At 53.7% G+C, this 12,592-nt stretch carries 11 protein-coding genes and 1 tRNA gene; 10 read left to right on the top strand and 2 right to left on the bottom strand.

Going from position 1 to position 12,592, the window contains the following annotated elements; genetic code table 11:
* The 9 genes from L085_RS06425 to fis all read left to right on the top strand — a co-directional run bounded on the left by L085_RS06425 (position 1) and on the right by fis (position 9,176).
* Positions 1 to 954, top strand: a complete 954-nt coding sequence (locus tag L085_RS06425; RefSeq protein WP_015379200.1) for a hypothetical protein — start codon at positions 1 to 3, stop codon at positions 952 to 954.
* Positions 954 to 3,185, top strand: a complete 2,232-nt coding sequence (locus L085_RS06420) for a hypothetical protein (protein ID WP_044030352.1) — start codon at positions 954 to 956, stop codon at positions 3,183 to 3,185. The genes L085_RS06425 and L085_RS06420 overlap by 1 nt, the downstream gene beginning before the upstream one ends.
* A gap of 47 nt (positions 3,186 to 3,232) precedes the next feature.
* Complete coding sequence (locus tag L085_RS06415) at positions 3,233 to 4,438, top strand: MFS transporter (RefSeq protein ID WP_004936868.1); 1,206 nt, start codon at positions 3,233 to 3,235, stop codon at positions 4,436 to 4,438.
* Positions 4,439 to 4,634: 196 nt separating this feature from the next.
* A tRNA-OTHER gene (locus L085_RS06410) sits at positions 4,635 to 4,711 on the top strand.
* A 218-nt stretch (positions 4,712 to 4,929) separates the two neighbouring features.
* A complete protein-coding gene (locus L085_RS06405; RefSeq protein WP_004936865.1) occupies positions 4,930 to 5,172 on the top strand; it encodes a YhdT family protein in 243 nt (80 codons plus the stop codon).
* Positions 5,162 to 6,607, top strand: a complete 1,446-nt coding sequence (gene panF, locus L085_RS06400) for a sodium/pantothenate symporter (RefSeq protein WP_004936863.1) — start codon at positions 5,162 to 5,164, stop codon at positions 6,605 to 6,607. The genes L085_RS06405 and panF overlap by 11 nt, the downstream gene beginning before the upstream one ends.
* Positions 6,608 to 6,618: 11 nt before the next feature.
* The gene (prmA, locus tag L085_RS06395; protein ID WP_044030350.1) at positions 6,619 to 7,500 is read left to right on the top strand and encodes a 50S ribosomal protein L11 methyltransferase; all 882 of its coding nucleotides are present in this window, start codon (positions 6,619 to 6,621) and stop codon (positions 7,498 to 7,500) included.
* Positions 7,501 to 7,893: 393 nt separating this feature from the next.
* On the top strand, positions 7,894 to 8,898 hold the full coding sequence (gene dusB / locus L085_RS06390) for a tRNA dihydrouridine synthase DusB (protein WP_004936856.1): 1,005 nt from the start codon (positions 7,894 to 7,896) through the stop codon (positions 8,896 to 8,898).
* Positions 8,880 to 9,176 carry a DNA-binding transcriptional regulator Fis gene (gene fis, locus L085_RS06385; protein ID WP_000462905.1) on the top strand — a complete coding sequence of 99 codons (297 nt, stop codon included), beginning with the start codon at positions 8,880 to 8,882 and terminating at the stop codon, positions 9,174 to 9,176. The genes dusB and fis overlap by 19 nt, the downstream gene beginning before the upstream one ends.
* A gap of 770 nt (positions 9,177 to 9,946) precedes the next feature.
* Here fis and L085_RS06380 read toward each other — a convergent pair.
* Both L085_RS06380 and L085_RS06375 read right to left on the bottom strand, forming a co-directional pair.
* A complete protein-coding gene (locus L085_RS06380; protein WP_044030349.1) occupies positions 9,947 to 10,306 on the bottom strand; it encodes a hypothetical protein in 360 nt (119 codons plus the stop codon).
* A 781-nt stretch (positions 10,307 to 11,087) separates the two neighbouring features.
* Positions 11,088 to 11,429 (bottom strand): hypothetical protein, encoded by a 342-nt coding sequence (locus tag L085_RS06375; protein WP_044030348.1) that lies wholly within the window; start codon positions 11,427 to 11,429, stop codon positions 11,088 to 11,090.
* 247 nt (positions 11,430 to 11,676) lie between these two features.
* On the opposite strand from L085_RS06375, the gene lpxO reads away from it, so the two are divergent.
* On the top strand, positions 11,677 to 12,582 hold the full coding sequence (gene lpxO, locus L085_RS06370) for a lipid A hydroxylase LpxO (RefSeq protein ID WP_004936848.1): 906 nt from the start codon (positions 11,677 to 11,679) through the stop codon (positions 12,580 to 12,582).
* The last annotated feature ends 10 nt before the right edge of the window (positions 12,583 to 12,592 follow it).

Below are 12,592 nucleotides of genomic sequence, written 5' to 3'. Positions count from 1 at the left end.
ATGAAAATTGTTTTATTGGGATTCGGCGGCATTGGGCAAGAGACGCTAAACGCGCTGTTAAGTACGACCGAGCGACGTGGCAGCGTCAATGAAGTCGTGATCATCTGCCGAAATACCGAAAAGTATTCAGCCGTTTGCGAAGATATTCTTGATGGCCTGCTGGCGGAAGCGCTCTTCTCACGCCATAACCGAACGTCTTTACCCAAGATTGTTGTGACGGATGACTACCGCCACATCGACGGGGCTGACGTGATCCTCTGTTGCTATGGCGTGCCTTCAACCTTTCCGATGCATGACCGCCAGGCGTTGCTGGACGATCACGTACGGCTCAGCGAGGCCATTTTTAGCCGAGCCAAACCCTTCATTGCTCCCGGCTGTCACATCATCAATGCGGTCAATCCGGTGGATAGCATCAGCTATTACATCGATAAAATCCTGCTCGACTCTCGCTGCCGGGTGATAGGCATCGGCGCCGCGCACAACACCGCCAGGCTGCTGAAAAGCATCTGCCGCATTTCCGGGATCGACATGCAGCGCATCGACGCGCGTAGCCTGACAGTCTGCGGCGAGCACGGCGCCGGGTTAGTGCCCTTGCTCAGCCAGGTAACAACCGACGAGGGACCGCTGAACCAGCTACTTTCGGCGCAGGCGCTGGCGCAAATCGTCACCGATACCCGCAATCAAGGGTTGGACATATTTCACAAAATGCGGCGCCCTCCTAAATATGGCCCGGCCGCCTCCATTCTTATCTTGCTTGAGCGCATCATCCAACGGGACGAAACCCCCTGCTGCGGTTCGGTCTGGCTGCCGGAACTGGGCGTATTCATGTCCTGGCCGCTGGCTCTGCGCGACGGCGTCTTTACGCCGCTGTCGCTGATGCCCAATCAGGATGAGCAACAACAAATCCACCAGGCGGCGCTCAAGTTAAAAAACATCATCCAAGGTTTTAGCTGATGACGACCGATCAAACCAGACAGATTTTCCGCGATCTCTACATGCCGTTACGCCCTGAGTATCGTTTTCTTTCGCCACTGTACGGGGTGCTGTGGTGCAACAACGAACTCGCGGAAAAGTATTACCGTTTTCTTGGCGCCGAACACCCGATCGGCCAGGTGGCGCGCGCGTTGTTCTACCGTACTGACCTGGTCGAGTTTGACGTAAGCAAAGAGGTGAAGAATCCGTTCACCTGGTTTTCCCCCTCTACCCTTGCACGGCTGGTGGCTTTCATGAGCAGCCCGCGTTTCACCGACAATGATATCGCCTCGTTATATCAGCATGTACGAGATGAAACGGACTTTCACGCTGCCATTGAGCAGCAACATCGGCTTTCTGTGCAAATACGCCGGCTTTGCGACAGCGTACTGCAACAGTTCGAGGACACAAAAGCGCAGATCGCAGCCGCAGAACGCGAAGCGCTCTCCCTCGGCGCCCATTTGAAAGCGCAAGAAAAAGCGCTGAATCAGATCCTGCAACAGGCGGAAAACGCCGTTAAAGCGCAGCAGGTGCCGATCCAACAATGTCGAGCCGCGATCGCCGCGCTCAAAGCCGGCAAAAAAACGCTGGGCAAAAGCGCTGCTGAGAATAAAGAGGCGCAGCTGCTGGCGCTCAATGCCGAAATCACCGAGCTGGAAGCACGCCTGAATGCGGCGCAGCAAGAAGCCGTGCATCAAGCCGGCCTGTTCCCCGCCTGGCAAAACGCGCAGGCCGCCGTCGAACATGCCCGCCAGCAAAAAGATGAAGCCACCTTGCGCGCCAGCATGCTGGCGGAAAATTTTACCGAAAGCACCGTCGCACGGCTGCAAACCGAGGGATTCAGCGCTGACTTCATTGCATTGCATCTGCCTTTCAACAAGTATCACCGCTATCTGCCGCGACGTGTGCAGGATTACGTCGGTATCCACTGTGCCGATCGCGACAGCTTGCTGGCCGAGTTGCACAATTTATGTCGTTTACTGATCGCGGCCAGCCGCACCGCCGAGCACGACAGAGAGGTGTTTCATTTGCTCAACGCGGCGCTGTGGCTGAAATGCAAGGGTAACTTCGGCAAATTGACCGCCTACATGCAGCAACTGCGGGAACTGAGCGGGGAGCTGTTCGGCGAAACGGCGACGGGCGAGACGCACTTCCCCGATCGCTGCCATGACTATTACGATCGCGAAGTGTACGGCCGCTATTTTCCGCCGCTGTGCATCACCAAAACCTGCCGCCCCGCGCCGGATTCTGACGTCTCGTTCTCAGATTGCGGGGAGAGTTCGCTGCGCAACTTCATCAATGTCCTGGTGAAAAACCAAGCAAGCGCGCAACTTGACGCCGGAATACTCAAACGCAGCGGCCTGGCTGTCGATCCGCGCGTCATCGCGTTCTATGAAAAAAACCCTCGTTTGGAAACGATCAGAAGCCAGGAAGTACATAACCAGTGGGCTGAAATTGCCTCATCACTCAATGCGCGCGACAACCGAATCAAATACCTGACGCCAGGTAAAGACGCCTATTGCGAGTTGGCCGCCGGCGGCAACAACATGCAGCATATGCTGCAAGCGCTATTGGGCGAAGCTGATATCACCACCATTTGCCGCCGAATCGCCTCCTCTTCCGGCATCGATATTCGTTGCGATCTCAGCGACTTCCACCCGGAACGGCACGATCTGGAAGACTTCACCAACGTTGTTCGCCTTGAATTCGACGGCAAATATGTCTTTCACTGGTATTTCCTCAAACAGCATTTCCGCTGCGCTTCGGCAGATCTGTTCAACGAAGAGGAAAATTATGTACGCCAGGCACTCGCCATGCTGAATGACGAGATGAAACAGGGCCGTCTGAATCGCGACCAGTTCCGCGCACTGCTCAGTTTCCATCTGAAAGAGAAGCCCGTGGCGCAAGTCAAAATGATATTCGACAGCCTTGGCGCTACCCTCGTCGGAGATGAAATGACGTTCTTGATGCTGGGTAAATTGAACTCCGTCGATTCCATGTTCGAATACTGCATGAACGTTCTGGCGATTCCAACGCTGGCGCATAGCGCGCCAGTCGCGGCGACTGTCGCCGCGATTATTCAAGGCATCAGCCCGCATCCGGTTATCTTCGATCAGCGGAAAAATCTCATCGCGAGGATTAGAGAAACCGGAGTGACGCCGTTACTCACTCTGGCTAACCGATGGGAAAAGGAAAGTTTGGAAAAGGTGTAATACACTCGGTTCAACAGACGACGAGCAACATTTAAGGAGAAACCGCCTTGAGGTCAACATTCATCCCTTATTTCCCAAAAGAAATATGGGTTATCTTTATCGGGACGTTTTTGACGCGCGCCTGCTTTTTCATGATTTGGCCATTCATTACCATTCTCATGAGAAATAACTACGCGATGACTCCGGTGGAAATCGGCGTCATGATGAGCGTATCACTTATCGTGTCTATTTCTTTCGGCTATCTCTTCGGTGGCGCATCAGACAAATATGGCCGTCGCACGTTGATTATTCTTGGTGCAATTGCCGCTATCATTTCATTTAGCGTACTTGCGTTGGCCAACTCACCGGCGTGGTATTTTGTCGGTATTTTACTCAATGGCATTTCGCGCTCATTGATCGAACCCGCCAGCAAAGCGGTGATCGGCGATATTCTCCATGACAGGCAAGAGCGAGAACGCGCGTTGAACATCCGCTACTTCCTGATGAACGTGGGCGCAGCCGTAGGCCCATTAGTGGGTGTCGCTCTCGGGCTGACGGCGCAGAAGGCCACCTTCTTCGTTACCGCATTGTCGTTCCTTTGCTATTTGCTGCTGGTGCTCGCGGTATTCAAAGCGGGGCACGGTAAAGAAACGCGCAACGCCACCTTCTCATTCATTGGCTCTTTGCGGATTATCTGGAACGATCAGGCGTTCAAGGTGTTGGTAGTCGCCAACATTTTGGTGATGCTGGTCTACGGGCAGATCGACGTGACGCTGCCGCAATACCTCATGATCAGCCAGGTGTACAACCCCGAATACCTGCTCAGCGTGCTGATATTCATCAATGCAGCCACGGTGATAACGCTGCAGTATTTCACCGAGCGCTTTACCCGCCGCATGTCATTGGCACTGAAAACCAGCCTGGGCGTGTTCTTTCTCGCGCTTTCACAAATTGTCTTCCTGCTGGTTTCCAGTGAAAGCTGGCTGCTGTGGTTGGTCGCCATGTTCCTGCTCAGCCTCGGCGAAGTCATCCTGTTCCCTACGCTCAATATACAAATTGATCGTATGGCGCCGGCTAACCTAAAAGGGGCTTACTTCGGTGCCGCCACGTTTTACGAATTTGGCCTGGCGCTCGCCCCTTTTGTCGGCGGTTTGCTGTTAAAACAAGGTGGCGGTGGCGCCCTGTATGCCGTGATGTTCTTTTTATGCATCGGCGTCATCGTTCTTTATACTATTTCGGAAAGAATATCTGAGAAAAGAACGATAACCGCGTGACATTGTTAACCCGCTAATTAACGCCGCCCTTGTTTAAACGTATTAACGGGGCGGCTTTATCGTGATATTAATCACAGTAAATAAATAGCGAAGGATATGCAGGTCATTATTTAATCGAACGATTTATTTAATGCTAAAAAATAAAATAAATCTATTTACATGAATGATTAGGAGATGTTATAAATTTGTTTATTGCAGGCGTGTAGCTCAGTGGTAGAGCGCTGTGTCATACTTCACAGAGGTCACCTGGTTCGATTCCGGTTGCGCCAACCAATATAAAACCCATTCTTTTCCCATTCTCTTTAATTATTTTCCCATCGAAATAAACCGGTAAAATTTATATATTTACCCCCCTCTTTTCTTTCCATCGCCCCGTTGCGTTCACCGGAAAGGTGAATAATTTATTAGCCAAACGCCGCACATTCCGTACAATCCTGTTCCTTCATCTGTTCTTGTCACAAGCCATCATCGTAAACCTATGGGGGACACTGATGGACAAACGCTTTATTCAGGCGCACCGCGAAGCGCGCTGGGCGCTGGGGCTGACGCTGCTCTACCTGCTGGCCTGGGGGCTGGCGGCCTACCTGCCGGACAGCGCCATCGGCGTCACCGGCCTGCCGCACTGGTTCGAAATGGCCTGCCTGCTGGTGCCGCTGCTGTTCATCGGCCTGTGCTGGCTGATGGTGCGCACGGTGTTCCGCGACATTTCGCTGGAGGACCGCGATGCAAACTGAAGTGATCCTGCCGCTGGTCGCCTACCTGTTGCTGGTGTTCGGCCTGTCGGTGTACGCCTATCGACGCCGCCAGAACGGAAACTTCCTCAGCGAATATTTCCTCGGCAACCGCTCGATGGGCGGCTTTGTGCTGGCGATGACCCTGACCGCCACCTACATCAGCGCCAGTTCGTTTATCGGCGGGCCTGGAGCCGCCTACAAATACGGCCTGGGCTGGGTGCTGCTGGCGATGATCCAACTGCCGGCGGTGTGGCTGTCGCTCGGCGTGCTGGGCAAGAAATTCGCCATCCTGGCGCGGCGCTACAACGCCATTACTCTCAATGACATGCTGTATGGCCGCTACCAAAGCCGCCTGCTGGTGTGGCTGGCCAGCCTCAGCCTGCTGGTGGCGTTCCTCGGCGCCATGACGGTGCAGTTCATCGGCGGCGCACGCCTGCTGGAGACCGCCGCCGGCATTCCTTACGACACCGGCCTGTTGATCTTCGGCATCAGCATCGCGCTGTACACCGCCTTCGGCGGCTTCCGCGCCAGCGTGCTGAACGACGCCATGCAGGGGCTGGTGATGCTGCTCGGCACCGTGCTGCTGCTGGTGGCAGTGATCCATGCCGCCGGCGGACTGGACAGCGCAGTGAGCAAACTGCAGCAGATCGATCCGGCGCTGGTGTCGCCGCAGGGCGGCGATCAGATCCTCAGCCTGCCGTTTATGGCGTCATTCTGGATCCTGGTGTGCTTCGGGGTGATCGGCCTGCCGCACACCGCCGTGCGCTGCATCTCCTACAAGGACAGCAAGGCGGTGCATCGCGGCATTTTGCTCGGCACCGTGGTGGTGGCGGTGCTGATGTTCGGCATGCACCTGGCCGGCGCGCTCGGCCGCGCGGTGTTGCCGGATCTCAAGATCCCCGACCAGGTGATCCCGACGCTGATGATCACCGTGCTGCCGCCGTACGCCGCCGGGATCTTTTTGGCGGCGCCGATGGCGGCGATCATGTCGACCATCAACGCCCAGTTGCTGCAATCCTCCGCCACCATCATCAAGGATCTCTACCTTGGCGTGCGTCCGCAGCAGATCCACAACGAGCGGCTGATCAAGCGCTTCTCCAGCCTGACCACGCTGATCCTCGGCCTGCTGGTGCTGCTGGCGGCCTGGCGCCCGCCGGAGATGATCATCTGGCTCAACCTGCTGGCTTTCGGCGGGCTGGAGGCGGTCTTCCTGTGGCCGCTGGTGCTGGGCCTGTATTGGGAACGCGCCAATGCTCAGGGAGCGCTTAGCTCAATGGTGTCGGGTGCGGTATGCTATACGCTATTGGCCAGCTTCAACCTGCAACCGGCGGGGCTGCATCCTATCGTGCCTTCGCTGTTGCTCAGCCTGTTGGCGTTTTATCTCGGTAACGTCGTCGGCGAAAAGCGCCGGGCGGCGTCATCATTACCCTCTTGAAGAGAATTGCTATGCCTTGGATCCAACTCAAACTGAACGCCACCGGCAGCCAGGCGGAAGACCTGAGCGACGCGCTGGTGGAAAGCGGCGCCGTGTCGGTGACCTTCCAGGACACCCACGATAACCCGGTGTTCGAGCCGCTGCCGGGTGAAACCCTGCTGTGGGGCGATACCGATGTGATCGGCCTGTACGACGCGGAAACCGATATGACCGAGGTGGTGGCGATGCTGGAACAGCACCCGCTGCTGGGCGCCGGTTTCCGCCACAAGATAGAGCAGCTGGAAGACAAGGACTGGGAGCGCGAATGGATGGACAACTTCCACCCGATGCGCTTCGGCGAGCGCTTGTGGATCTGCCCGAGCTGGCGCGACGTGCCGGATCCCGACGCGGTCAACGTGATGCTCGATCCGGGCCTGGCGTTCGGCACCGGCACCCACCCGACCACCGCGCTGTGTCTGCAGTGGCTGGACGGCCTCGATCTGGCCGGCAAAACCGTCATCGATTTCGGCTGCGGTTCCGGCATCCTGGCGATCGCCGCGCTGAAGCTGGGTGCGGCGCGCGCTATCGGCATCGACATCGATCCCCAGGCCATTCAGGCCAGCCGCGACAACGCGCAGCGTAACGGCGTCTCAGAGCGTCTGGAGCTGTATCTGCCGAAAGACCAGCCGGCGGACCTGCTGGCGGACGTGGTGGTCGCCAACATCCTCGCCGGCCCGCTGCGCGAACTGGCGCCGCTGATCGGTTGCCTGCCGAAGGCCGGCGGTCATTTGGGGCTGTCCGGCGTGTTGGCCAGCCAGGCGAGCAGCGTTGCACAAGCCTACGAAGAGAAGTTCACGCTCGATCCGGTCGCCGAGCGTGAAGAGTGGTGCCGCATCACCGGCCGCCGTAAGTAAGCGTCACGGTATATTGCTCCCTCATCCACCGGCCCCGCGCCGGTGGATTTTTTTTGTCCGGCGATCGCCCCACGGGCAAGACAAAATTTTATGCAATTTTTTGCCTTTCAACGACGGATCGCCCTGACAATGCGCCTTCCAGGCAGGTTATCCCGGCAAAAATAGCGGGCGAATGCAGATAATATCCTGCGCAAAGGCGAATATTTTACCGCACACAAAATAAGCACTTTTCGTCAACTCATTGTAAAATATATACAATATTTTTATGAATCACTGCGCAGCGCATTTTTTGCCCTAATAGCGAGCCAATTGGTTAAAGTTTGGCCTTTCATCTCGGCGCAAAAATGCGTAATATACGCGCCCTTGCGGACACAGTATGGTCACTCTTTGTCTATGCGCATTGGACACCACCAGCTTACTAATTGCCTGATTGCGGCCCCGATGGCCGGTATTACAGATCGCCCGTTCAGAACCCTCTGTCATGCAATGGGTGCTGGGATGGCTGTATCCGAAATGCTCTCCTCCAACCCGGAGGTGTGGCGGACGGATAAGTCGCGTCTGCGTATGGTGCATAGCGATGAACCAGGGATCCGCTCCGTGCAGATTGCCGGATGCGATCCTGATGATATGGCCGCCGCCGCGCGTATCAACGTGGCCAGCGGCGCGCAGATCATCGACATCAATATGGGATGCCCGGCCAAAAAAGTGAACCGGAAGCTTGCCGGGTCCGCCTTGTTGCAGTACCCGGATCTGGTAAAACGGATCCTCCACGCGGTGGTTGACGCGGTGGATGTGCCGGTAACGCTGAAGATTCGCACCGGCTGGGCGCCAGAGCACCGTAACTGTGTAGAGATTGCCCAACTGGCCGAAGACTGTGGTATTCAGGCCCTGACGATTCACGGCCGAACCCGCGCCTGTCTGTTTAACGGCGACGCGGAATACGACAGCATTCGGGCAGTTAAGCAGAGTGTTTCCATTCCGATTATCGCGAATGGGGATATTACTGACCCGCATAAAGCCAGAGCAGTGCTCGACTACACCGGGGCCGATGCCCTGATGATAGGCCGCGCTGCTCAGGGGAGACCCTGGATCTTCCGGGAAATCCAGCATTATCTGGACACTGGGGAGTTGCTGCCGCCGCTGCCGCTTGGCGAGGTGAAGCGCTTGTTGATTGGGCACATTCGGGAATTGCACGGCTTCTATGGCCAAGGCAAGGGATTCCGGATTGCTCGTAAGCACGTGTCCTGGTATCTCCAGGAACACGCTCCGAATGACCAGTTTCGGCGCACATTCAACGCCATAGAGGATGCCAGCGAACAGCTGGAGGCGTTGGAGGCATATTTCGAAAATCTTAGCGTAAAAAAAGAGCTGACAGAACTATGTTCGAACAACGCGTAAATTCTGACGTACTGACCGTTTCTACCGTTAACTCACAAGATCAGGTGACTCAAAAGCCTCTGCGTGACTCGGTTAAACAAGCACTGAAGAACTATTTTGCTCAACTGAACGGTCAAGACGTAAATGACCTGTATGAGCTGGTACTGGCTGAAGTTGAACAGCCACTGTTGGACATGGTGATGCAATACACCCGTGGCAACCAGACCCGCGCAGCCCTGATGATGGGCATCAACCGCGGCACGCTGCGCAAGAAGCTGAAAAAATACGGCATGAACTGATACTAGTCAGTTAACGTGTTGATAAAAGGCGCTTTATCTCATTTGATAAGCGCCTTTTTCTTTGAAAAGACTACACCATCACGCGGATAAAAGTATTAACTCTTAACCAGCAACAAACAAAAAAGGCCGCATCAGCGACCTTATGATGTACCACAACAACGATTACTTCAGTGCTCGAAGCTCGGCCTTGATTTTATCTCCCAAGCTGCCTGGATATTTGATAACCCCTCAACCACCCACACCAATCCTATTGGCCAAATCTGCCCACTCCTTGGCATTACGCGGTTCCCATCCCTTAACTTTGCCCCACGCTAAAATTTCGCTATGCTCAAGCTCAACACCTTCTTGCAATCGAGCTATACCGGGTGATGAAACCGGTTGTATACGTTCGCTTTAAGTCGCTCATGAAAGGCTAAGTCCACATGCCTGGCTGGAGAGATTGGGTTGAGAGGATAAGTCGTTTCCGGCCTACATCGCGTCTTGAACCGCCTAAAGGAAGAGTGAAAAAGTTGCTGTAAAGCGATAGAGATTCACTTTATCCTCTGACGTGGAATGAACAGGTATTCACCGCAAGGGAAGCCGTTGTTCAGACGCTCGAATAGTCCAGGCAGCTCAGTCCAGCAAAAAGGCTATTGCAGGCTAAACAAGCTGGGGTTGTAACCTGATTACGCTGGCACGTGGCTCATCAGAATAATGGGCATATGAAACGCAGATTAAAGCAATTGATGAATTAATAAAAAGGCCACCTACAGGCAGCCTTATGGTATTACCTATGCGTGATTTTCACAGCCTGGCAGGCTTTTATCGATGATCAGGTTACCTTCAGCCCGGAGACCGATCTTACCAAATAAGAACGCGTGATTAAGCTGAGTAATAACCACATTGCTCAAACCGACAGCACATTTATCTTTCTCGATAGCTTTATCAATCGCCGTTTTCATGTTCGGAATACCTGTCGGGAAGATGATTACCGGGTAAGAATCTTCGGCGGTAACACGCTGTCCAGTGACGAACTTATTACCATTGATGTTGTAGTTCTTAGTGCTACCAACGGTCAAATCAGCAACACGAATGGAACATCCAGAGAGAAGAACGGCAGATGCCATTGCCAAGATAGTTATTTTTTTCATTTTAATTCCAATAATTTACTTTAGAAAGCATACCTAAAAATCAGGCAGTGGAATTTTAGCAAGCACCTTACGCAATTTATACATTCCAATACGTATTATTTTAGTGAATTTTCTACATAGGTTAGAGACAGCCAACTCAAACCTAGAGTAAACGGATACAAATCATTCAATCAGAAAAAAACTCGGGTTATGAACACGCGAGTAAACTCAATAAATTATCAGGATGCTCATCATCACCTTGATTTTTCTTTATTTATTCTCTTTCATGCGGAGGGTATATCACTTTAACTTTATGAACGCCTGTCTTTACAAAGAAACTCCATTTACCCGCTTCGGCTGCATCTCTCATTTCTTTCTTAGCGATTTTTCAACGTTTACTTGGTGAATAAAGCCGCCATTATGAGTAACTACCCGATGAAAGCTTTGCCTGTTAATTTTATTGATAGAAATAATATTGAATTAATAAACCCCAATTTATCCCACAAATAACAATCAAAAAAAATCATTACTAAACAATGTGTTATGACATAATAAATCTCACCACCCAATCTGGAGAAATTGCATTTCATCTCCATACGCGAGGAAATTGAGCGATAGTTAAACAAACCAGCGAACGTAAGCAAGCCATAAAAATGAATTTATGGAAAACATCATGAACGAGTCAGTGACGTGTTGAAAAGGCGCTTTATCTCATTTGATAAGCGCCTTTTTCTTTGGGGCACGCCCGATTTACAGGCAATAAAAAAGGCCGCAGCGCGGCCCTTGGGGTAAAGCGGAGACCTTACTCGGTCACTTTGTTCTTGAGGCTTTCCGCCCCTTGCTTGGTCTTGTCCCAAGCCTTCTCCGATCCCTGTTTGGTGGAGTGCCAGGCCTTTTGCGAACCTTCGCTCACTTTGCTGCCGACGCTGTCGCTCTTGCCTTCGGCGGCATGCTTGGCTTTCAGCTTCAGCTCTTCACCCTTGTCCTGAGACTGGTGCAGCTTTTCTTTGGCGGTATCCGCCCCTTTGTGCGCCTCGGCGACAACTTCGTTGCTGGAGTGAGCGGCGGTGTCGGTCGCGGTTTCAGCAGCGAACACCGGGGAAGCGAGCAGCAGTGCAGACAAGGCAATGATTGATTTTTTCATAAGTCCCTCTTTTCTCAGATACGTGCCATTCGTCATGAAACAAGATGGCATGAAACACCCCTTGAACGATTTAAGAATAGGACTAAAACCAAAAAATCGATATAAAATTTCATTACAAATCATTTTATTGATTTTTTATGCCAACAAGCAGCACGCGCAGGGAAAGCGCACGAAAAAGTTAAATTTTTCCTGTCATAAAACTATAATTTGTACGAATTTTTAACAAGCACCAACAGGGATGGATTCTATGGTTGCCGCGATCATTATCGGCATTTTTATCATCAGCTTCCTCTACGCACACTCCCGCGGCAAAGAGAAACAAAAGCTTACCCGTCAGCTGTTCGATCACTCCACGTTTATGGGGCCGATCAACATGTTTATGACCGGTTTCTCGCGTTTGCCCGCCAAACAGCCCTATTTCGACGAAAAAGGCTTCCCGGAGCTGCAAACGCTGACCGACAACTGGCAGGTGATCCGCGAGGAAGCCGTGCGTTTGCAGGATCACATCAAAAAGGCGCAGTCGCACAACGACGCCGGCTTCAACACCTTCTTCAAACGCGGCTGGAAACGTTTCTATCTGAAATGGTACAGCGACAGCCACCCTTCGGCGCAAACGCTGTGCCCGAAAACCGTCGAGCTGCTCAACCGCATCCCATCGGTCAAGGCGGCGATGTTCGCCGAGCTGCCGCCCGGCAGCCATTTGGGTAAACACCGCGATCCTTACGCCGGCTCGGTGCGCTACCACCTGGGGCTGATGACGCCTAACGACGATCGCTGCTTCATCGAAGTGGACGGCGAGCAGCACAGCTGGCGCGACGGCCAAGCGGTGATCTTCGACGAAACCTACGTGCACTGGGCGCAAAACGCCACCGACCAGACGCGCATCATTCTGTTTTGCGACGTCGAGCGGCCAATGAAATGGCGCTGGGCGCAGGCGGTCAACCACTGGGTCGGCGCTACGCTGATGTCGGCGGCCAGTTCGCCGAACGACGATCAGGACCGCACCGGCGGCATCAACCGCATCTTCAAATACGTCAACGCGGTGCGCGACGCCGGCCAGCGCCTGAAGGCGCGTAATCGCCGCGGTTACTACCTGCTGAAATGGCTGGTGATCGCCGCCATTTTCGCCGCCATCATCCTCCCCAGCCTGTAAACCGTCGCCA

Source organism: Serratia sp. FS14 (assembly GCF_000695995.1).
GTDB classification, from domain to species: domain Bacteria; phylum Pseudomonadota; class Gammaproteobacteria; order Enterobacterales; family Enterobacteriaceae; genus Serratia; species Serratia nematodiphila.
The sequence above is the reverse complement of the archived record's forward strand: the minus strand, read 5'-3'. Positions and strand labels throughout refer to the sequence as shown.